General features: G+C 71.4%; 19 protein-coding genes. 11 read left to right on the top strand and 8 right to left on the bottom strand.

Annotation, left to right across the window (positions count from 1 at the left end):
* Positions 1-29: 29 nt before the first annotated feature.
* On the bottom strand, positions 30-266 hold the full coding sequence (locus ACFWPA_RS10510) for a DUF3039 domain-containing protein (protein ID WP_378508748.1): 237 nt from the start codon (positions 264-266) through the stop codon (positions 30-32).
* A gap of 91 nt (positions 267-357) precedes the next feature.
* Here ACFWPA_RS10510 and ACFWPA_RS10505 point away from each other — a divergent pair, with 91 nt between their 5' ends.
* The 3 genes from ACFWPA_RS10505 (at position 358) to ACFWPA_RS10495 (ending at position 3,341) form a co-directional block, all read left to right on the top strand.
* The gene (locus ACFWPA_RS10505) at positions 358-720 is read left to right on the top strand and encodes a DUF3099 domain-containing protein (RefSeq protein ID WP_378508749.1); all 363 of its coding nucleotides are present in this window, start codon (positions 358-360) and stop codon (positions 718-720) included.
* A 22-nt stretch (positions 721-742) separates the two neighbouring features.
* Entirely contained in the window at positions 743-2,218 is a 1,476-nt protein-coding gene (locus ACFWPA_RS10500) for a methyltransferase (protein WP_378508750.1), read from the top strand.
* A gap of 154 nt (positions 2,219-2,372) precedes the next feature.
* Entirely contained in the window at positions 2,373-3,341 is a 969-nt protein-coding gene (locus ACFWPA_RS10495; protein ID WP_378508751.1) for a sigma-70 family RNA polymerase sigma factor, read from the top strand.
* 102 nt (positions 3,342-3,443) lie between these two features.
* Here ACFWPA_RS10495 and ACFWPA_RS10490 read toward each other — a convergent pair whose 3' ends face one another.
* On the bottom strand, positions 3,444-6,128 hold the full coding sequence (locus tag ACFWPA_RS10490; protein WP_378508752.1) for a GNAT family N-acetyltransferase: 2,685 nt from the start codon (positions 6,126-6,128) through the stop codon (positions 3,444-3,446).
* The gene (locus tag ACFWPA_RS10485; protein ID WP_378508753.1) at positions 6,121-7,401 is read right to left on the bottom strand and encodes an acetoin utilization protein AcuC; all 1,281 of its coding nucleotides are present in this window, start codon (positions 7,399-7,401) and stop codon (positions 6,121-6,123) included. Before ACFWPA_RS10485 ends, ACFWPA_RS10490 begins: the two co-directional genes overlap by 8 nt.
* Before the next feature lie 154 nt (positions 7,402-7,555).
* On the opposite strand from ACFWPA_RS10485, the gene ACFWPA_RS10480 reads away from it, so the two are divergent.
* The 3 genes from ACFWPA_RS10480 to ACFWPA_RS10470 all read left to right on the top strand — a co-directional run bounded on the left by ACFWPA_RS10480 (position 7,556) and on the right by ACFWPA_RS10470 (position 10,374).
* Entirely contained in the window at positions 7,556-8,239 is a 684-nt protein-coding gene (locus tag ACFWPA_RS10480; protein ID WP_378508854.1) for an iron dependent repressor, metal binding and dimerization domain protein, read from the top strand.
* A 4-nt stretch (positions 8,240-8,243) separates the two neighbouring features.
* On the top strand, positions 8,244-9,233 hold the full coding sequence (gene galE / locus ACFWPA_RS10475; RefSeq protein WP_378508754.1) for a UDP-glucose 4-epimerase GalE: 990 nt from the start codon (positions 8,244-8,246) through the stop codon (positions 9,231-9,233).
* Between the two features lie 115 nt (positions 9,234-9,348).
* Positions 9,349-10,374 carry a phosphatidylinositol-specific phospholipase C gene (locus ACFWPA_RS10470; protein WP_378508755.1) on the top strand — a complete coding sequence of 342 codons (1,026 nt, stop codon included), beginning with the start codon at positions 9,349-9,351 and terminating at the stop codon, positions 10,372-10,374.
* Between the two features lie 10 nt (positions 10,375-10,384).
* Here ACFWPA_RS10470 and ACFWPA_RS10465 read toward each other — a convergent pair whose 3' ends face one another.
* Together ACFWPA_RS10465 and ACFWPA_RS10460 are read right to left on the bottom strand one after the other, a co-directional pair.
* Positions 10,385-11,461 (bottom strand): DUF4192 domain-containing protein, encoded by a 1,077-nt coding sequence (locus ACFWPA_RS10465; RefSeq protein WP_378508756.1) that lies wholly within the window; start codon positions 11,459-11,461, stop codon positions 10,385-10,387.
* A gap of 106 nt (positions 11,462-11,567) precedes the next feature.
* The gene (locus ACFWPA_RS10460) at positions 11,568-12,263 is read right to left on the bottom strand and encodes a sensor domain-containing protein (RefSeq protein WP_378508855.1); all 696 of its coding nucleotides are present in this window, start codon (positions 12,261-12,263) and stop codon (positions 11,568-11,570) included.
* A gap of 232 nt (positions 12,264-12,495) precedes the next feature.
* On the opposite strand from ACFWPA_RS10460, the gene ACFWPA_RS10455 reads away from it, so the two are divergent.
* From ACFWPA_RS10455 to ACFWPA_RS10440, 4 genes are all read left to right on the top strand, one after another.
* Entirely contained in the window at positions 12,496-13,458 is a 963-nt protein-coding gene (locus ACFWPA_RS10455) for a PAC2 family protein (protein ID WP_378508757.1), read from the top strand.
* Between the two features lie 113 nt (positions 13,459-13,571).
* Positions 13,572-14,609 carry an alpha/beta fold hydrolase gene (locus ACFWPA_RS10450; RefSeq protein ID WP_378508758.1) on the top strand — a complete coding sequence of 346 codons (1,038 nt, stop codon included), beginning with the start codon at positions 13,572-13,574 and terminating at the stop codon, positions 14,607-14,609.
* 27 nt (positions 14,610-14,636) lie between these two features.
* Positions 14,637-15,005 (top strand): DUF4267 domain-containing protein, encoded by a 369-nt coding sequence (locus tag ACFWPA_RS10445; protein ID WP_378508759.1) that lies wholly within the window; start codon positions 14,637-14,639, stop codon positions 15,003-15,005.
* Between the two features lie 73 nt (positions 15,006-15,078).
* A complete protein-coding gene (locus tag ACFWPA_RS10440) occupies positions 15,079-17,583 on the top strand; it encodes a DEAD/DEAH box helicase (RefSeq protein ID WP_378508760.1) in 2,505 nt (834 codons plus the stop codon).
* A 21-nt stretch (positions 17,584-17,604) separates the two neighbouring features.
* On the opposite strand, the gene ACFWPA_RS10435 is transcribed toward ACFWPA_RS10440, so the two are convergent.
* Both ACFWPA_RS10435 and ACFWPA_RS10430 read right to left on the bottom strand, forming a co-directional pair.
* On the bottom strand, positions 17,605-18,540 hold the full coding sequence (locus tag ACFWPA_RS10435) for a hypothetical protein (RefSeq protein WP_378508761.1): 936 nt from the start codon (positions 18,538-18,540) through the stop codon (positions 17,605-17,607).
* A 128-nt stretch (positions 18,541-18,668) separates the two neighbouring features.
* Positions 18,669-19,103 carry a DUF5997 family protein gene (locus tag ACFWPA_RS10430; RefSeq protein WP_378508762.1) on the bottom strand — a complete coding sequence of 145 codons (435 nt, stop codon included), beginning with the start codon at positions 19,101-19,103 and terminating at the stop codon, positions 18,669-18,671.
* A 32-nt stretch (positions 19,104-19,135) separates the two neighbouring features.
* Between ACFWPA_RS10430 and ACFWPA_RS10425 the strand changes: the two genes are divergently transcribed.
* A complete protein-coding gene (locus tag ACFWPA_RS10425) occupies positions 19,136-19,879 on the top strand; it encodes a LysR substrate-binding domain-containing protein (RefSeq protein WP_378508763.1) in 744 nt (247 codons plus the stop codon).
* Between the two features lie 62 nt (positions 19,880-19,941).
* Here ACFWPA_RS10425 and ACFWPA_RS10420 read toward each other — a convergent pair whose 3' ends face one another.
* Positions 19,942-21,120: an acetyl-CoA C-acyltransferase gene (locus ACFWPA_RS10420; RefSeq protein ID WP_378508764.1), complete on the bottom strand. Its 1,179-nt coding sequence runs from the start codon at positions 21,118-21,120 to the stop codon at positions 19,942-19,944.
* Between the last annotated feature and the right edge of the window lie 55 nt (positions 21,121-21,175).

Raw genomic sequence — 21,175 nt, 5'->3', positions numbered from 1 at the left:
CGCGCCCCGCTTCGGTGGCCCGCCGGGGTTTACTCCCCCGGCCGGAGCCCGTCGTAGATCTTCTTGCAGTCGGGGCACACCGGCGATCCCGGCTTCGCGGACTTCGTCACGGGGAACACCTCACCGCAGAGCGCGACGACATGGGTGCCCATGACGGCGCTCTCGGCGATCTTGTTCTTCTTGACGTAGTGGAAGTACTTGGGGACGTCGTCATCGGTGGACTCGTCGGTCGTGGTGTCGGGACGTTCCTTGGTCACAGTGCTCACCGGTCCATGATGACGCATTCGGCGAAGGTCGGCGAGGATGCACCCGAACCCCGGTGGTGCATCTCGGCCCGCGGAGTGGGACGCTGGAGCCATGCCTTCGAGTTCGGACAACCTCCCACCCGCCGAGGGCGACGAGAGTTCGCGCAATCCGATCCTGATCACCGACGCGGCGACGTCGTTCGACGAGCAGCAGCGGGCCCGGATCCGCAAGTACACGATCATGATGGGGATCCGGATCCCGGCGCTGGTGCTGGCGGCAATCGCGTACAGCGCGTGGGGCAACGGGTGGATCAGCCTGCTGATCATCGGCGCGTCGATCCCGCTGCCGTGGATCGCGGTCCTGATGGCGAACGATCGCCCGCCGCGGCGCGCCGACGAGCCGCGCCGGTTCGACCACCGGCCGACGCCGGGCCCGGCGATCGAGTCGGCACCCCACCGCACCATCGAGGGGTGAGAGTGACTGGGAGAATGGCCGCGTGAACCGCGACCTCCTCTCCCTGTGCGGCCCGCTGCGCGAGGCCCTGCACCGCACCGACTACACCGCCGACGCCCTGCTCGATGCACTGGGGGCGGACGCGCATGCCGCGCTCAGCCGGTACGAGCCGGTGCCGGTCCGCCGCGCCACCCGGGATGCGGGCGAGCTTGGCGTACTGACTCGACTGTTCCTGCTCGGCGATGACTGCGCCGCGGCCGAGGTCGCGGCGGTGCTCGCGCCCGTCGATCTCGACCATGCGGTCGCCGCGGGGCTGCTCGAACGGGACGGCGACCTGGTCCGGGCCGCGTTGGACCTGCGGCCGATGGACCTCGGCCACGGCAACCGCTGGGTGCTCGCCGACCTGGACGGGAGCATGCGGCCACGCACGACGGCGCCGGATCACGTGCTCGGGGTCGGGCACGCGTCACTGTCGCTGCTGCGCGGCACCCCGACGGCGGCGACGGGGTCGGTGCTCGACGTCGGCACCGGCTGCGGGATCCAGGCGCTGCACGCCGCCGAGTACGCCGGTTCGGTGACGGCGACCGACATCAATGTGCGGGCCCTCGACCTGGCGGCCGCGACGTTCGCGCTCAATGGGGTCCAGGCGGAGTTGCTGCCGGGATCATGGTTCGAGCCGGTCGCCGGCCGCGCCTTCGATCGGGTGGTGGCGAATCCGCCGTTCGTGGTGGGGCGGGCCAGGGTCGAGCACACCTACCGGGATTCGGGGTTGGACCTGGACGGGGCGAGCGAGCTGATGATCTCGCGGGCGAGCGAGCACCTGAACCCGGGCGGGACCGCGGCGATGCTCGCGTCGTGGGTGCACGTGGCAGGCCAGGACTGGCGGTCCCGGGTGGCGTCGTGGCTGCCCGCGCACGGCGTGGACGCCTGGATCGTGCAGCGCGACGTCGCCGACCCGGCGCTGTACGTCGGCACCTGGATGCGGGACGCCGGGCTGGACCCGCGGGATCCGGCGACGGCCGCGCAGGCCGAGTCGTGGCTGGCGCACTTCGCGGACAGCGACGTTGAGGGGATCGGATTCGGGTTCGTGTACCTGCGGCGGACCGACGCCCCGTCGGACGTGCTTGCGGAGGATCTGCGGCACGGCTACAGCGATCCGCTGGGCGACGAGGCGCTCGGCTATCTCGATCGGGTGGCGTGGCTGCGGGAGCGGGACGTGCTCGAGGAACGCTTCGCGGTGGCACCCGCGACGGCGCTGGAGCGGGTGTACCTGCCGGGCGAGGAGGGCTGGCGGCAGGTCGTGGCGCGGGTGCATCGAGGGGACGGCCCCGCGTGGCAGCACGAGGTGGACGACCTGGCCGCGGCGCTGCTCGGCGGAATGCGCGGGGACGGGTTGGCGTTGGGCGAACTGGTGGATCTGCTCGCCGCGGCACACGACGAGCCCGCGGAACCGCTGGCGGACGCCGCCGTCGCGCTGCTGCACGGCCTGGTGCGGCACGGTCTGGTGCTCCCCGCCTGACGCACCGTTCCCGGTCGCCGTTCTTCTCAGCTACTTCTCAGGCGCGAGGCGGGAAATACGCAGGTCAGCGCCGATGTGACCGGGACCGCTCGGGAACTTTGCCTGCCGGTGGGGCGTTGAACATCGTGAGAGACCACCGATGAGGAGGCAGGTCATGACGAGCCCCACCACCCGCCGAGCGCGCCCGACCCCCGAGGATCTGGACGCCCAGTCCCCGGCCGCGGACCTGGTCCGCGTCTACCTGAACGGGATCGGACGCACCGCGTTGCTGACCGCAGCGGACGAGGTCGAGCTGGCGAAGCGGATCGAGGCGGGACTGTACGCGGCGCACGTGCTCAACACGGGCAAGCGGCTGACGGCGGCGAAGAAGCGGGACCTGGCCAGCATCGTCCGGGACGGGGAGCGGGCCCGCAGCCATCTGCTTGAGGCGAACCTGCGGCTGGTCGTCTCGCTGGCGAAGCGGTACACCGGCCGCGGCATGCCGCTGCTCGACCTGATCCAGGAGGGCAACCTCGGCCTGATCCGCGCGATGGAGAAGTTCGACTACGCGAAGGGTTTCAAGTTCTCCACGTATGCGACGTGGTGGATCCGGCAGGCCATCACCCGCGGCATGGCGGACCAGTCCCGAACCATCCGGCTGCCCGTGCACCTGGTCGAGCAGGTGAACAAGCTGGCCCGGATCAAGCGGGAACTCCATCAGCAGCTCGGCAGGGAGGCCACCGACGACGAGCTGTCGGAGGAGTCGGGCATCCCGGTCGCGAAGATTGCCGATCTGCTCGACCACAGCCGGGATCCGGTCAGCCTGGACATGCCGGTCGGCACCGATGAGGAGGCCCCGCTCGGCGACTTCATCGAGGACTCGGAGGCGACGTCCGCGGAGAACGCGGTGATCGCGGGGCTGCTGCACAGCGACGTCCGCAGCGTGCTCGGCACCCTGGACGAGCGGGAACAGCAGGTGATCCGGCTCCGCTACGGCCTGGACGACGGGCAGCCGCGGACCCTGGATCAGATCGGCAAGATCTTCGGCCTTTCCCGGGAGCGGGTCCGGCAGATCGAACGCGAGGTGATGGGCAAGCTGCGTCAGGGTGAGCGCGCCGACCGCCTGCGGGCCTACGCCAGCTGACGCTCCCCCCCCCCCCCGACCCGCGCCGGCCGGTCCCGACCCCCTCCCCCCTCGGGTGTCACGGACCGGTCGGCGCGCCCATGACCGCCCCGCCCGCTCGGATCAGCGCAGCCTGCGGGGCCCCAGGTCGACCCTGGTGCTCGGTTCGGGACCGATCCGGACCCGGGAGTCGGTGATCTCGGCGCCGGTGGCGCTGGCCAGGACCGGTTCGCACACCAGCTCGCGGACCTCGGGGAGGTCGTCGCCGAGCGCGGAGATGCGCTGCAGCAGGTCCACCAGCGCCGCCCGATTGACTCCCGGCCCGCCCCGGTAGCCGGCCAGCAGCGGCGCCGCCTTCGGCGCGTCGATCAGTTCCCCCGCCTCCTCCTCGGTCAACGGCAGCACCCGGTAGGCCCGGTCGCCGAGCAGGTCGGAGATCACCCCGGCAAGGCCGAACGAGATCAGTGACCCGAACGACGGGTCGTCCTGCACCCCGATCGCGCAGCCGAACCCCTTTGTCGCCATCTTCTGCACGTACAGCAGCGGGTCGCCGGAGGCGGCGGCAAGGTCCCGGTAGGCGCGGCGCACCCCGTCCGGGGTGTCGAGGTCGAGCCGCACCCCACCGAGGTCGGGGCGGTGCCGCCACTGCTCGCGGGTCGCCTTCACCGCCACCGGGTAGCCGAGCTCGGCGGCCGCCGCGACGGCCTGGTCCTCGCTGGAGGCGGCGGCGAACTGCGCGATCGCGACGCCGTAGCAGGCGAGCAGTTCCGCGGCCTCGAAGTCGGTGAGCCAGCGGCCGTCGGGGCCGCTGCCCTCGACCCAGGTGTGCACGAGGTCGGCGGCGCGGGCGGCGTCGATGCCGTCGGGGCGCACCACCTGCGAGGTCGGCTTGTCCCGCCACTGCGCGTACCGCCACGCCCGGGCCAGCGCCAGCGCGGCCCGCTCGGGCCCCGGATAGGACGGGACGGATCCGCGCACCGGGTGCCCCGCGGGTCCGGGCACCGCGAGCACGTCCGGGATGCCTTCGACGGCGAGGAAGGTGGTGACGATCGGCTTGCCGCTGTCGCTGGCGGCGTCCCGCAGCGCCTTCGCGTACGGCTCCGGGTCCATCGCGACGGGCGGAACGAACACCGCGATCACCGAGTCCACCGCGGGATTCTCGATCGCGGCCCGCACCGCGCCCGCGAACTGGTCCGGGGTGGCCTGCGGCCCGAGGTCGACCGGGTCGGCCGCCTCGAGTCCCTCGGACCGGGCGGCGTCGACGGCGAGCAACCCGAGTGCCGACGAGTTGCCGACCACCGCCAGCCGCGGCCCCGAGGGCAGCGGCTGGTAGCCGAACAACACGGCGCAGTCGAAGAGTTGGGCGATCGATCCGACCTGGACCACGCCTGCCTGTGCGAACAGGTCGGAGACGATGGAGTCGTCGATCTCGACGGAGGTCGCCTTGAGCGCGGTCGGGACGGCGTGCCGCCCGGACTTGACCGCGACGACCGGCTTGTTGCGGGCCACCCGCCGCGCGATGCGGGAGAACTTGCGCGGGTTGCCGAACGACTCCAGGTACAGCAGCACCACCTCGGTGTCGGGGTCGCTGTCCCAGTACTGCAGCAGGTCGTTGCCGGAGACGTCGGCGCGGTTGCCCGCCGAGACGAATGTCGACAGCCCGAGTTTCCTGCGTGCGGCCTCGTCGAGGATCGCGATGCCGAGGGCGCCGGACTGGCAGAAGAAGCCGACCTTCCCGCCGTGCGGAAGGACCGGGGCCAGGGTCGCGTTCAACTGGACCGCGGTGTGGGTGTTCGCGACGCCGAGCGCGTTCGGGCCGACCAGGCGCATGCCGTGGGCGCGGGCCGCGTGCACGAGTCGGCGTTCGGAGTCGTAGCCGTCCGAACCGGTCTCGCTGAACCCGGAGGAGACGACGACCAGCGCCTTGACGCCCTTGGCGAGGCAGTCGTCGAGGACCGCGTCGATCGCCTCGGCGGGCACCGCGACGACCGCGAGGTCCACGTCGTCGGGGATGTCGCGGACCGAGGGATAGGCCCGGACCCCGCGCACCGACCGGTGTTCGGCGTTGACCGGGTACACCGGACCGGCGAAGCCGGCCTCGAGGAGGTTGCGGAGCACCGCATTGCCCACCTTGGCGTCGTCGGTGGACGCACCGATCACCGCAACCGACTGGGGGCTGAGCAGGTTGCGGACGCTGCGCGCCTCGGCGGCGCGTTCGCGGGCGTTGCGCACCGTCAGCAGCGCCTCGGTGGGGTCGATGGCGAACTCGAGGCGCAGCACCCCGCCCTCGAAGCTGCGGCTGACCTGGTACCCGGCCTCCCGGAACACGCTGACCATGTTGCGGTTCTCGGCGAGCACCTCGGCAACGAACATCGTCAGGTGGTTCTCGGCGGCCGCGCCAGCGAGGTGCTCGAGCAGGATCGGGCCGAGGCCGCGGCCCTGGTGTTCGTCGGCGACGACGAATGCGACCTCGGCGGAGAGTCCGTCGCCGACGTCGAGCAGGCGCTCGTACCGCCCGACCGCGATGATGTCGTCGCCGAGGATCGCGACGAACGCGACCCGGTTGTGGTGGTCGACGGTGGTGAAGCGCACGAGGTCGCGCTGGGACATCGTCGGGTAGGGCCCGAAGTAGCGCAGGTACCGGGTCCGTTCGGACAGCTTGGCGTGGAACGCGATGAGCCGGTCGGCGTCGGCGGGGGTGATCGGCCGCAGGTGCACGGCGCCGCCGTCGGTCGCGAGCACATCCGCGATCCAGTGCGCGGGGAACGCCGGGCGCTGGGTCCGGTCGGGAAGGGGCTGGTCAGTCACGAGGGTCCTCCGGGTCCAGGCCGAGCAGCGGGAAACTCGCCCTGCGGGTGGCGATGATCGCGGCGTCGACCCGGACCAGCGCCCGGTCGACGGTGTCGTTGCCGGTCTCGGGTGTCCCGCCCGGCCCGTCCCACGACAGGTGGCCCGCGTCGCCGCCGTCGCTCATCGTGGTCGGCACCTCGACGGACGGGGCAAGCGCGGCGACCCGGTCCCGCCACGGCCCCGGCACGGCGGTCGCCGGGTCGAGGTCGCGGCCGAGCGCGGTGGCGATCAGGTGGGTCCAGGCGCGGGGCACGACCCGCACCAGCCCGTAGCCGCCGCCGCCGACCGCGATCCAGCGTCCGTCCGCGTACCGGTCGGCCAGGTCGCGCATGGCGCGGAACGCGGCGCGCTGCCCGTCGACGGTGAGCGAGAGGTCCGCGAGCGGGTCCTCACGATGGTTGTCGACGCCGCACTGGCTGATCACGATCTGCGGCTGGAACGCGGCGACGACGCCGGGAACCACGGCGTGGAATGCCCTCAGCCACACCGCATCCACCGTCCCGGGCAGGACCGGAATGTTGACCGAGGTGCCCTCCCCCGCACCGGAGCCGACCTCGCTGGACCAGCCGGTGTTGGGCCACAGGGTGGCCGGGTGCTGGTGAATGGACACCGTCAGCACCCGCGGATCACCGAGAAACGCGTGCTGCACGCCGTCGCCGTGGTGGGCATCGACATCGAGGTACGCGATCCGGTCGAATCCGTTGTCCAGCAACCAGGAGATGGCGATCGCCGCGTCGTTGTACACGCAGAAGCCGGAGGCCCAGTCCGCCATCGCGTGGTGCATCCCGCCACCGATGCTCACCGCGCGCCGGGTTCGCCCGGCCGCGACCTCGCGGGCCGCGGCGAGGGTGCCGCCCGCGAGGATCGCGCTGGCCTCGTGCATGTGCGGGAAGATCGGGTTGTCCTCGCTGCCCAGCCCGTGCGGCGCTGCCTCCCCGTCGGCGCGGGCGTCGGCGAGCCCCTGCACCGGTCCCGCGCCCGCCGCCTTCACCGCCGCGATGTAACCGGGGGTGTGGATCCGCAGGAGGTCCGCGTCGGTCGCGGGGTGGGGTGCGACGATCTCGGCACCCTCGATCAGGCCAAGCCCGCGCGCGAGTGACATCGTCAGGTCCAGCCGCGTCGGGTTCATCGGATGGTCCGCGCTCCACCGATAGTCGAGATAGTCGGGGCTCCACACGACGACGCCGTCGGCACCGGTGCCCGTCAGGGGGGAAGGGGGCGAGTCGGCCATGCCGTCACGCTACTGTCGCCGGGCGGGAAGGCGCGAGCGGCGCACGGCGTTGTACGGCAGGTGCAGCGTGTGGTGTCAGTCGCAGCCGCGGCGCGTGAGGCACTGATTCGTCGGATCACCCCGGTAGAATTGCCGGGAACGAAGGGGCGTGAGCGTGAAGGATCTGGTCGACACAACGGAGATGTACCTCCGGACGATCTACGACCTTGAAGAGGAAGGCGTCGTGCCGTTGCGGGCACGCATCGCCGAGCGGCTTGAGCAGAGCGGGCCGACGGTCAGCCAGACGGTGGCGCGGATGGAGCGCGACGGGCTGCTGCTGGTTGCCGGCGACCGGCACCTGGAGCTGACCGAGAAGGGCCGTGATCTCGCGATCGCGGTGATGCGCAAGCATCGTCTCGCGGAACGGTTGCTGGTCGACGTGATCGGACTCGAGTGGGATCAGGTGCACGCCGAGGCGTGCCGCTGGGAGCACGTGATGAGCGAGGAGGTCGAGCGCAGGCTGGTGAAGGTGCTCAACAACCCGACCACGTCGCCGTACGGCAACCCGATCCCGGGTCTCGCTCAGCTCGGCCTCGACGCCGAGGTGGGTGCCGAGTCGTTGATCCGGTTGACCGAGGTTCCCACCGGGCAGCCCACCGCGGTGGTGGTCCGCAGGCTCGCCGAGCACGTGCAGTCGGACCCCGAGATCATCTCGCAGCTGCGCGATGCCGGTGTGGTGCCGAACGCCCGGGTGACGGTCGAGACCCATCCGGACTCGGTGACGATCACCGTTCCCGGACACGAGGGTGTCGACCTGCCCGCGGAGATGGCGCACGCCGTCCAGGTCAAGCAGGTCTGATCGCGTGCGACTTCTGGTCACCGGCGGTGCCGGTTACGTGGGCAGTGTGTGCGCAACGGTGTTGCTCGAACGCGGTCACGACGTGGTGGTGATCGACGACCTGTCGACCGGCAACGCGGATGCGGTGCCCGCTGGCGCGGTGTTCGTCGAGGGCGACGTCGCCGCGGTGGCGGGCCGGGTCCTCGGCGAGGGCCCGGGTTTCGACGGGGTCCTGCACTTCGCGGCGCAGTCGCTGGTCGGTGAGTCGGTGCTCGAGCCGGCGAAGTACTGGCAGGGCAACGTCGTGACCACCCTCGCGCTGCTGGAGGCGATGCGCACGTCCGGCACTCCGCGGCTGGTGTTCTCGTCGACGGCCGCCACGTACGGCGAACCCGATCGCACGCCCATCACCGAGGACGATCCGACGCGGCCGACCAACCCGTACGGGGCAACGAAGCTGGCGATCGACCATGCCATCACCTCGTACGCCGCCGCGTACGGTCTGGCGGCGACCAGCCTGCGCTACTTCAATGTCGCGGGCGCCTACCGCGGCGCTGGCGAGAACCGCGTCGTGGAAACGCATCTCATCCCGCTGGTGCTCCAGGTCGCGCTCGGGCAGCGAGACAAGATCTCGGTGTTCGGCACCGACTGGCCGACGCCGGACGGCACCGCGGTCCGGGACTACATCCACGTTCTCGACCTTGCCGAAGCGCACCTGCTGGCCCTCGACAACGCCGTCGCCGGAACGCATTCGGTCTACAACCTCGGTAGCGGTGCGGGTTTCAGTGTTCGCGAAGTGATTTCGGCATGCCGCCGGGTGACCGGGCTGCCGATCTCCGCGGAGGACGCGCCGCGACGCGCGGGCGACCCCGCGGTCCTCGTCGCGTCGAGCGAGAAGGCGATCGCCGACCTCGGCTGGCGGCCGAAGCACACCGATCTCGACGAGATCGTCTCGGACGCCTGGACGTACCTGCAGGATCTCGGGGACCGCTCGCACGCCGCCCAGCGCGGGTAGCCACCGAAGGCGGGCATTCGCCGACGCCGCTGCGGCACGGCATGCGATGCTCCACAGCATTCCCGTAGCCGGGCGTCGGCCCCGCCTACCCGCGTGCCAGCAAAGGACCGTGTCCGTGGCGAAATCCACTCGTGCGCTCGGGGGATCGACGGTGCGTGCACTGTTGATCCCCCTTGCGGCACTGCTTCTCCTCACCGCTCCCCCCGCCGCGGCGGCCCCCGGTTCCACCGCGCCGGACCTTGGCAGCGCGTCGGGATCGGTCGCGCCCGGCGATCTGGCGAGCGCGGACAACCCCGACTGGATGAGTCTGCTGCCCGACGACGTCGGGCTGTCCGAACTGTCCCTGCCCGGCACGCACGACACGATGGCGCACCGCGGGTCGATCTTCGCGCAGACGCAAGACGCCGACCTCCCGACCCAGTTGCGGGCGGGGGTCCGGGTCCTCGATGTCCGGACCCGGCACTTCCGGGACGCCTTCCCGATCCACCACGGCATCGAGTACCTCGACAGCACCTTCACCGACGTCGTCGTTCAGGTCACCGACTTCCTCCGCAGCCATCCGACCGAGGCGGTGGTCATGCGTCTCAAGGAGGAGTACACGGCCGCCGAGAACACCCGCACCTATGAGGACACCCTGCGGTGGTACATCGACGCCGACCCCGCAACCCGGGACCGGTTGCAGCAGCACCTGTGGCGGCCACCCGCGGGCGGGGGCGACTCCATCCCGACCCTCGGTGCGGCCCGCGGGAAGGTGGTGCTGCTCCAGAACTTCGCGGCGGCGGCGACGTACGGTCCGCGGTGGGGCGGTGACGCGATGGACATCCAGGACAGCTACGAGCTCACCGGCCTCGACGACCTCGACCGCAAGTGGGACCTGATCCGCACCCAGTTCGACCGGGCCGCGGCCGGTCCCGGCGAGACGTTCTTCGTGAATCACCTCAGCGCCACCGGCGTTCCCGCCGCGCTGGTGACGGGCACCGTGCCGGTGACCGTCGCGCGCGGGGTGCCCGGCGTGACCGGGATCCTCGACCGCACCGAGGACCACCTCGCCGAGCACCCGACCGGACGCACGGGCGTCGTGATGGCAGACTTCCCGACCGCCGACCTGGTCGACGCGCTGGTCGACCGCAACTTCCGCTGACCGCACCCGGTCACGCGCGCTCCCGTTCGACCGGGGGCAGGGCGACGCCGAGGTCCGCGGCGGCCCGGTGTCCGGTTCCGGCAAGGTCGGCGATCTTGCCGGGGCGGATGCCGGTGGCGAGCGCGTGATCGAGGAGCCCCGCCAGTCGATGGTCGGGGTTCGCGGCGAGCGCCGCGGCCAACGCGACCCCGGCCAGCGGGCCGTTGCCGCGGACGTAGCTGCTGAACCCGAGCAGTGCCGCTGGCTCGGCCCGTGCGGGTCCGGGCAGGGCCCGCGCCAACACGATCCAGGTCTGGTCGGCGGCATCGGCCTCCGCGGTGACCGCCAACCCCAGCAGCGAGTCGCGGACGGCGGGGCGCTCCAGCACGACCGAGAGCGCGACGATCTCGTCGTCGGTGAGATACCCGGTCGACGCGACGGTGGCGATCCGGGTGAGCGCGAACTCGAGCGCCGCCCGGTCGCGTCGCGGGACGGCCCGGGAGGCGGGGTGGCGGGCGACGGCGAGCAGTCGCGCCATCCGCAGCCGGTCCCGCCGGGGCAGCGGATGCAGGATCCGCGCCAGCTCGGCCCGCGACGCGAGGATCGGGCGCCCCCGCAGCACCTGCTCGGCGGCCACCGTCGACGCGGTCGGATCGGGCAGTCGCCCGCACCGCGGATCGCCGAGGATCCCCCACCACGGTCGCCCCGCCTCGATCGAGGGCGTCGCGTGCACCGCGGTCAGCATCACCCCGGCCGCGATGAGCGCGGCCGCCGCACCGTCGACGAGGCCGGCGACGGCCGGGCCGAGCGTCCCGGGTTCGCGGTCGTCGACGACGACGGCGACCGCCATGCTCGCGTCGGACCGCGCGCACACCCGTGCGATCAGTTCGAGTCCGGCGCGGTCACCGGCGGTGACGTCCCCGGCCGGAAGGTCCTGCCGCATCACGGTCTGCACCGCCGTCGGGGTACCGCCGAGGCTGATCACCACGATGGACCGGTGCGGCCGGAAGCCGAGCATCGCGGGGATCGCGGCGATCAGGTCGCCGGGTTCGCTGATCCGCAGCCGCGGTTCGTCGTCGGGTGCGGGATTCGGTTGCCTGCGTGTCATGCCTGCACGGTCCCCGACCGGGGCGACCACCACCGGGCCACGGACGTCGAATCCGCCTGCCCTGTGGACGAATTCCCGCGTCTTCCACAGCTGATGCCGCCGGGGTTTACTTTGCCGCCGCGGTGACCTTCTGGACGGTCTCGGTGAACAGCTGGTCCAGCGTCACCGAGTCGGGTGTGCCTGCGCCGAAGGACATGTGTGTCGCGGAGATGCGCACGTCGTCGACCTGGGCGAACAGCTTGAGCATCGACTGGGTGACGGTGCGGTCGGGGGTGCCGGAGGTAACCGTCTGCCGCAGCGCCAGCGTGTCGTCCGCGTTGAGCGGGGGCGCGGGCAGCACCGTGGTGGCGACCGTCGCCGTCGCGCCGCTCTTCGTCGTGGTCAGCTCCAGGCATTGGTCGATCTCGTTCGCCCGCACCGACAGCGGGGTGTCGACCCGGGTCAGTTCCACGGAGACGGTCGCCCGCGCGTCGTTGTCGGTGCCCACGATCAGGGCGGTGGCGTCCGGACCGAAGTTCTGCGGCGGGGGCTTGCACCCGGCCGGGTCAACCTTGGCGCCCGCCGGAATCCCGTCCAGGTCGGCGGCGGCCTGCTCCACCGCCTGCTCCGGCAGCACCAGGGCCTGGTAGGGCGCCGGGAAGTCGTCCGGGGCGGGCAGCATCGACGCCAGCGGCGCCTCGACCCGGTCCGCGGTGCCCGCCGCGGGAGTTGCCGCTCCCCCGACCGGTTCGGCGACACCCGAGACGTGCGAGGAGCATCCGGCGACCACCAGGGTGGCGGCGGCCGCTCCGGCCATCAGCATTCGGCGAGTCAACGACGGTCCTCTCGGGTTGCGGGCGGATGCGTCAACTCTGCCAGGTCGGGACCGCGGGGACGACCCGAGCGCGGCGCGGCGCGTCCCCGCACCGGCGACACGGGAATGATGTGTCCGCGCGTCACGTTGACTGATGCAATCGGGCGTGGGACCGGGGTGATCGCCCCGGCCGGCCGGTGAGGGACACTGGTCGGCAACGTAAACGCGAAGGGGTTTGACGATGGACGAGCAGTCGGGCATGTACGAGCTGGAGTTCCCGGCCCCGGTGGTGTCCGCGCACGACGGCAGCGGCCCGGTGCTGGTGCACGGCCTGGAGGGCTACTCCGACGCAGGTCATGCCGTGAAGCTCGCGACGACGCACCTGCGGGAGAGCCTGGAAACCGAACTGGTCGCGTCGTTCGCGGTGGACGAGCTGATCGACTACCGGTCCCGGCGACCCACGATGACGTTCACGGCGAATCACTTCACCGACTACGACGCCCCCGAGCTCAACCTGTACGCGGTCCGGGACACCGAGGGCACCCCGTTTCTGCTGCTGTCCGGGTTGGAACCGGACCTGAAGTGGAATCGGTTCACCACCGCCGTCCGGCTGCTCGCCGAGCAGCTCGGCGTCCGCCGCACGATCGGGCTCAACGCGATCCCGATGGCGGTGCCGCACACCCGGCCGATGGGAGTGACCGCGCACTCGGCGAACCCGGATCTGGTCGGCGAGAACGAGGGCTGGCCCGGCGATCTGCGCATCCCGGGCAGCGCGTCCTCGCTGTTGGAGCTGCGGATGTCCCAGCACGGGCACGAGTCGATGGGCTACTCCGTGCACGTGCCGCACTACCTGGCACAGGCCGACTACCCGGCGGCGGCGGAGACGCTGCTCGAACGCGTCGGCGAGGCGGGCGGGCTGGTGCTGCCGCTGGCCGCGCTCGGCGAGGCAGCGGCCCGCGTCCGGGAACAGGTCGACGCCCAGGTGAACGGGAACGAGGAGGTCGAGTCGGTGGTGCGGGCGCTCGAGCGCCAGTACGACAGCTATGTGACCGCGCAGGAACAGCAGTCGAGCCTGCTGGCGACGGAGAGTGAGCTGCCGAGTGGGGACGAGCTTGGCGCCGAGTTTGAGCGCTTCCTCGCCGAGCTCGACGCCGACGGTGACGCCCCCGACCAGGGCGGCGAGCCCGGCGAGCGCAACATGTGAATCCGTTTTACAGTTATCCGGCGCGCACAGGAGTTCATCTATACGATCGTCCAGATCATCGACTGGGTAGGTCGGCCAACGAAATACCGGCCGACGGACGACAGGAGCGAGACATGGGCGGAGACCGCACCCGCGCACTGCGCACGGTTCCGGACACCGAACCGCGGCTGTCGTTCCGGACCGTGCACGGGTATCGACGCGCGTTCCGGATCGCGGGCAGCGGACCTGCCCTGCTCCTCATTCACGGGATCGGCGACAACTCCGCGACGTGGAACGAGGTCATCCCGCACCTGGCGAAGAACTTCACGGTGATCGCGCCGGATCTGCTCGGGCACGGCCGCTCCGACAAGCCCCGTGCCGACTACTCCATCGCGGCATACGCGAACGGCATCCGGGACCTGCAGACCGTCCTCGGATTTGACCGAGCAACGGTGGTCGGGCATTCCCTCGGCGGCGGGGTGGCGCTGCAGTTCGCGTACCAATTCCCGCAGATGGTCGAGCGTCTGGTCGTCGTCGCCCCCGGCGGTGTCACCAAGGACGTCAACCCGGCGCTGCGGTTCGCGTCGCTGCCGATCGCGAACGAGGCGATGCGCCTGCTTCAGGTCCCCGGTGCGCTCACCCTGATCGGGGCGCTCGGGCAGATCGCCGACCAGCTCTACCGCGGCCCGTTCCGCAGCGTCGCCCTCTTCCACGACGCCCCCGACCTGGTGCGGGTGCTGCGTTCCCTGCCCGATCCCACCGCGAGGGACGCCTTCCTGCGGACCCTGCGCGCCGTCGTGGACTGGCGCGGGCAGGTGGTGACGATGCTGGACCGGTGCTACCTGACCGCGGACCTCCCGGTGCAGATCATCTGGGGTGACCGGGACGCCGTCATCCCCGTGAGCCACGCGCACCTCGCGCACGCCGCGCTGCCGCACTCGCGGTTGGAGATCTTCCCCGACAGCGGCCACTTCCCGTTCCACGACGACCCGATCCGCTTCCTGCAGGTGGTGGAGGACTTCGTCGCAACAACCCGTCCGCTGGAGTTCGACCGCGACCGATGGCGGCAGACGCTCCTCGACGGCGTCGGCGAATCGAGCATCGCCGGGTCCAGCGCGGCCAGGGAGGCGGTCCTCGACGCGATGGGGGCGGACGAGCGCAGCGCGACCTGACCGGTCCCTACGCGGAAGGGAGCGACCATGCTGTCCTGGATCGGACTCGCGCTCGCCTGGGTCGGAGCGCTGGGCATCCTCGGGATCGGCATCGCCTATCTCGCCAAGAACGCGGGCAACGCCGCCGGATTCGGCCTTCCCACCAGCCTCGCACCCGAGGCCCGCGGCTGGTGGCAGGTGAAGGGCATTCGGGACGCCACCACCGGAATCCTGGGGATCGTCTTCATTCTCGCCGCCCGCGACCAGCTTGCACTCCTACTCCTGGTGCTGGCCCTGATCCCGCTCGGGGACATGGTCATCGTGCTCGCCAACGGGGGAAACCGGAAGTCCGCGTACGGAATCCACGGGGCAACCGCGGTCGCGATGCTGGTTGCCGCCGGACTGCTCACCGTCTGACCCCTCAAGCGAGGAACGAGGCGAGCGTCGAGTACGCAGCCAGGGCCCCTCCGGCGACCGATAGCCTGTACCGGTGCTCCTTTCCGATCTGATCCCCGACTCCCCCGACGCCGACTCGCTCTTCGATGCCTTCGCGGGGTGGGCGTCCGGGCGCGGGCTGACGCTCTACCCGGCGCAGGAGGAGTCGCTGATCGAGATCGTGTCCGGCGCGAACGTCATCCTGTCCACCCCGACCGGGTCCGGGAAGTCGATGGTCGCGATCGGAGCGCACTTCGCGGCCCTCGCGGACGGCCGCCGCACCTTCTACACCGCGCCGATCAAGGCCCTGGTCAGTGAGAAGTTCTTCGCGTTGTGCGAGGTGTTCGGCGCCGAGAACGTCGGCATGATGACCGGCGACGCGTCGGTGAACTCGCAGGCACCGATCGTGTGCGCGACCGCGGAGATCGTCGCGAACCTGGCGTTGCGGCAGGGCGCCGACTCGGACATCGGCCAGGTGGTGATGGACGAGTTCCACTACTACTCGGAGCCGGACCGCGGCTGGGCATGGCAGGTTCCGCTGATCGAACTGCCGAACGCGCAGTTCCTGCTGATGTCCGCGACCCTCGGCGATGTTTCCTTCTTCCGTGACGACCTGACCCGCCGCACCGGGCGGCCGACGACCGTGGTCGGGGGCACGCAGCGGCCGGTGCCGCTGACGTTCTCGTACGCGAAGTCGCCGATCGGCGAGACCATCGAGGAACTCGTCACCACCCACCAAGCGCCGGTGTACGTGGTGCATTTCACCCAGGCCGCCGCGCTGGAACGCGCGCAGGCGTTGACGAGCGTCAACATGTGCTCGAAGGAGGAGAAGGCCGCGATCGCCGAGGCGATTGGCGCGTTCCGGTTCACCACCGGTTTCGGCAGGACGCTGTCGCGGCTGGTGCGGCACGGCATCGGCGTCCATCACGCGGGCATGCTGCCGAAGTACCGGCGCCTGGTCGAACGGCTCGCGCAGGACGGACTGCTCAAGGTCATCTGCGGCACCGACACCCTCGGCGTGGGCATCAACGTCCCGATCCGCACCGTGCTGATGACCGGACTCACGAAGTACGACGGCACCCGCACCCGACACCTGCGGGCCCGCGAGTTCCACCAGATCGCCGGGCGCGCAGGCCGGGCCGGGTTCGACACGATGGGCACCGTGGTGGTGCAGGCACCCGAGCACGAGATCGAGAACCACCGCCTGGTCCTCAAGGCGGGCGACGATCCGAAGAAGCTCAAGAAGATTCAGCGCAAGAAGCCGCCGGAGGGGTTTGTGTCGTGGGGTGAACCGACGTTCGAGCGGCTCGTCGCGGCTGCCCCCGAACAGCTCGTCTCCCGGTTCCGGGTGTCGAATTCGATGCTGCTCAACGTGATCGCCCGGCCCGGCAACTGCTTCACCGCGATGCGGCATCTGCTCGAGGACAGTCACGAGGCGCGGCCGAAGCAGTTGGGGCACATTCGGCGGGCCATCGCCCTGTACCGGGGGCTGCTGCAGGCCGGGATCGTCGAGCAGCTCGACACGCCGGACGAGAACGGCTCGTGGGCCCGCCTGACCGTCGACCTGCAGCGGGACTTCGCCCTGAACCAGCCGCTGTCCCCGTTCGCGCTGGCCGCGATCGACCTGCTCGACTCCGGCGCGGTCACCTATGCGTTGGACGTGGTGTCGGTGATCGAATCGACGCTCGACGATCCGCGGCAGATCCTGATGGCGCAGCAGCATTCCGCCCGCGGCGAGGCCGTGCAGCAGATGAAGGCCGACGGCATCGAGTACGAGGAGCGGATGGAGCTCCTCGAGGACGTCACCTGGCCGAAGCCGCTCGAGGAACTGCTCTACCCCGCCTTCGAGACCTACCGCGGCGGGCATCCGTGGGTGTCGGAGTTCGCGCTGTCCCCGAAGTCAGTGGTGCGGGACATGATCGAGAAGGCGATGACGTTCGCGGACCTGGTCGGCCACTACGGGCTGGCCCGGTCCGAGGGGCTGGTGCTCCGGTACCTCGCCGACGCCTACCGCGCGCTGCGGCAGACGGTGCCGGAGTCGGCGCGCACCGAGGAGTTCGACGACCTCGTCGAGTGGCTCGGCGAGCTGATCCGGCAGGTGGACTCGTCGCTGCTCGACGAGTGGGAGCAGCTGACGAACCCGGGCGTCGAATCCGACGACCAGCAGGTCGCGTTCGGCGCCGACATCCCGCGCCCGGTCACGGCGAATGTCCGCGCGTTCACCGTGATGGTCCGCAACGCGATGTTCAAACGGATCGAACTGGCGTCGCGCCGCCGGTGGGAGGTGTTGGCGGAGTTGGGTGACGGGCTCGACGCCGACGACTGGGCCGACCTGATGGAGCTGTACTTCGACGAGTACGCCGAGATCGGCACCGGCCCCGACGCCCGCGGCCCGCAGCTGTTCACCGTCACCCGCGAGGCGGACCTGTGGCGGGTGCGTCAGACCATCGCCGACCCGAACGGCGACCACGGCTGGGCGCTGCTCGCCGAGGTGAACCTCGCCGAGTCCGACGCCGCAGGCGAGGTGGTGTTCGACGAGTTCGAGGTGGTCGAGGGGTAGCAGGCGAGCGGCGCGACCGCGTCAGTTCGGCCCGTAACTGTCCTGCCTGGGCCCGTAGCTGTCCTGCTTCGGGCCGTAGTCGCTGCGGTCCGGTCCGTAGCTGTCCTGCTTCGGGCCGTAGTCGCTGCGATCGGGTCCGATCTGATTGGTGGTCGGCGCGGGCGGCGGAACCTCGGTGGTCTCCGGGACCGGCTCCGGGGCTGGCGCCTCCGGGACCGCGGCGACGGCGGGCTGCGGTGGCTCCCACTGCTCCGCGGTCGGTTCCGGTTCGGCCTGTTGCGTCGGCGCCGCCGCCGGTTCCGGGGTCGGACCGATCCCGGCCAGGCCCCCGGCGATCACCAGATCCGCGACGAAGTCGGCGGGGGTTCCGGTGCCCTGCACGACGGCGGAGTCGCCTGCCTCGAGATCGGTGACGGCGTCGCCGCGCAGCGTCACCACGCGGGTGCCCGGCGTGGTCCGGACGTTGACCCGGGTGCCGTCGGCGGTCCGCAGCACGAACGACGTCCCGCTGACGGTGTCGAGCGTGCCGGACGACGCGAGGAACTGCCCCGGACCTGGCACCGGCGCGGGAGTCGTCGTCGGAGCGGCCGCCGCGGCGGCGGGCGCGGGCGCGGATCCCGACCCGCCGGACCCGACGAGGTAGCCGGCGAACGCACCGACGACCAGCGCGGCCACCGAGGCGCCAGCGAGCACCGCCGCGCGCCGCCGTGACCCGCTGCCCGGTTCCGGCGCCGCGGTCGCCGACGCAGCCGGGGCCGGGGCAGCCGGGATCGGGGCAGCCTGCGCCTGGGTGGTCGGCAGGTCACTCGTCGGCACGTAGTTGGTCGGCACGTCGCTCGTCGGCGCGTAGCTGGTCGGCACGTCGCTCGTCGGCACATGGCTCGTCGGCATCTGGCTCGTCGGCACCGGCTGCGCGGCATCCACGCGCGGAATCACCTCGGTTGGATCCGAACTCATGTCATGCGGGTTCGACACGGGTGGAGCTCCTCATCACTGGTGACGGTCTCACTTCGGACGTGACCGGGTGCTCCCGGGCACGGACGGCTACATCGGCCCCCTGCCGGGGCGTGTTACTCGCCGAAAGGTCAGTCCTGCGGGTGCAGGATCGGCTTCGCGCGCCGCTGCTGACGGTTCGACGCCTCCCGCTGCGCCGCCTGCTGCTCGCGAATCCGCTTGTCCTCCTTGCGGACCTCGACGAGGTTGGCGCGCTCGGCGACCAGCCAGTCCGGCTGGTCGGCCAGCAGCGCGTCGATCTGCTCGGTGGTCAACGCCTCGGCGACGCCGCCGCGCGTGAGTCCGGCGATCGTGACACCGAGCTTCGCGGCGACGACATTCTTCGGGTGCGGGCCGTCGGCACGCAGGTCCTGCAGCCACTGCGGCGGGTTCGCCCGCAGGTCTGCGAGCTCCTCGCGGGAGACGACGCCGTCACGGAACTCGGCGGGGGTCGCCTCGAGGTACACGTCCAGCTTCTTCGCGGCTGTCGCCGGCTTCATCGTCTGGGGTGTCTTCTGCGCACTCATGGGTCAAGGGTATCGACCGGTAATCTGGCGGAATGACCGAGCCCGCCCCCTCCGCCCCGTTCCGGCTCGCGTACGTGCCCGGCGTCACCCCCGCCAAGTGGGTGCGGATCTGGGGCGAACGCATGCCGGACGTCCGCCTCGAACTGGTCGCGGCGACCGAGTCCGCCGCCCCGACGCTGCTCCGGGACGGTGGCGCGGACGCGGCCCTGGTGCGGTTGCCGATCGACAGCGGCGAGCTCAGCGTGATCGCGCTGTACGAGGAGACACCGGTCGTGGTGGTGCCGAAGGACCACGTGGTCACCGCCGCCGACGCGGTGTCGACCGCGGACCTGACCGATGAGATCGTGCTGCATCCGCTCGACGACATGCTCGAGTGGGCGGTGCGGCCGGGGACGGCGGCCGGGCACCGTCCCGACACCATCGCCGATGCGGTCGAACTGGTCGCGGCCGGTGTCGGCGTGCTGGTGGTGCCGCAGTCCCTGGCGCGGCTGCACCATCGCAAGGATCTGACGTACCGGACGGTCACCGACGCGCCGGTCTCCCCCGTCGCGCTGGCCTGGCCCGCCGCCCGGACGACGGACCTGGTCGAGGAGTTCGTCGGCATCGTCCGCGGCCGCAGCGTCAACAGCTCGCGTGGCCGCGGCGCACCCGAGCCGGCACCGAAGCGCACCGCGTCGCAGAAGTCCGCGGCCAAGCAGGCCGCCCGGGTCGCGGCGGGCAAAGTCCCGCCGCAGAAGCCGAAGCCGAAGCAGAAGCCGAAGCGCGGCAGGCGCTGACGCGCCCGTGAGTCCTTCTGGCCCACACCGGGACCGAAAAGACTCACGGGCGCCGCAGGCGCCTACACGGACAGGATCATCGCGATGCCCTGGCCGCCGCCGCCGCAGAGGGCCGCGGCGCCGACACCGCCCCCGGCGGCCTTGAGCGAATGCGCCAGCGACAGCGCGATCCGGGCACCGGACATGCCGACCGGGTGCCCGACCGCGATCGCGCCGCCGTGGATGTTCACCTTGTCGGCGTCGACACCGAGCTGACGGATCGACGCGATCGACACACCGGCGAACGCCTCGTTGATCTCCAGCAGGTCGAGGTCCGCGACCGTGGTCTCGCCGTCCCGCTTGAGCGCGGCCTCGATCGCGTTCGCCGGCTGGTGCAGCAGCGAGGTGTCCGGTCCTGCGACCAGTGCGTGCGCCCGGATCTCGGCGAGCCATTCGATGCCGCGGGCCTCGGCGACGTCCTTGCGCATGACCACGACGGCGGCGGCGCCGTCGGACAGCTGCGACGACGCGCCCGCGGTGATGGTGCCGTCCTTCGCGAACGCCGGGCGCAGCTTGCCGAGGGACTCGACGGTGGTCGCCTCGCGGATGCCCTCGTCGGCGGACACGGTGACGGTGCCCTTGCGGGAGGCGATCTCCACCGGCGCAATCTCGGCGGCGAACGCGCCGGAGGCGGTGGCCTCGGCGGCGAGGCGGTGTGAGCGGGCCGCGAACTCGTCCTGCTCGGCGCGGGTGATGTTCTCCGACGCCTGGTAGCTCTCGGTGGAGGCGCCCATCGAGACCCCGTCGAACGCGCACACGAGCGCGTCGCGGTCGAGGGCGTCCTCAAAGCCGGTGGAACCGTACTTCAGGCCCTGACGGGCGCCGCGCACCAGGTAGGGGGCGTTGGTCATCGATTCCATGCCGCCGGCGACGACGACGTCCGCGGCGCCGGTCGCGATCAGCCGGTCGGCCTGCATGATGGCCTCAAGCCCGGACAGGCACAGGTTGTTCACGGTGGTGGCGGGCACGGTCATCGGCAGGCCCGCGGCGACCGCCGCCTGCCGCGCCGGGTTGGGGCCGACACCGGCCTGCACGACGGTGCCCATGACCACGGCGTCGACGCCGTCGGTTCCGACGCCCGCACGCTCGATCGCGGCGGCGATCGCTCGGCCGCCGAGGTCCGCCGCCGTCAGCGACGCCAACGCGCCGGACAGCTTGCCGATCGGGGTCCGCGCCCCCGCAACGATGACACTGGTGCTCACGCCTGTTCTCTCCTTCGTCGCTCCCTCGAAGCCGTCGCCGACCCGAGCGCCGCAC

This window comes from Rhodococcus sp. NPDC058505 (assembly GCF_042720095.1).
Classification (GTDB): domain Bacteria; phylum Actinomycetota; class Actinomycetes; order Mycobacteriales; family Mycobacteriaceae; genus Rhodococcus_G.
The sequence above is the reverse complement of the archived record's forward strand: the minus strand, read 5'-3'. Positions and strand labels throughout refer to the sequence as shown.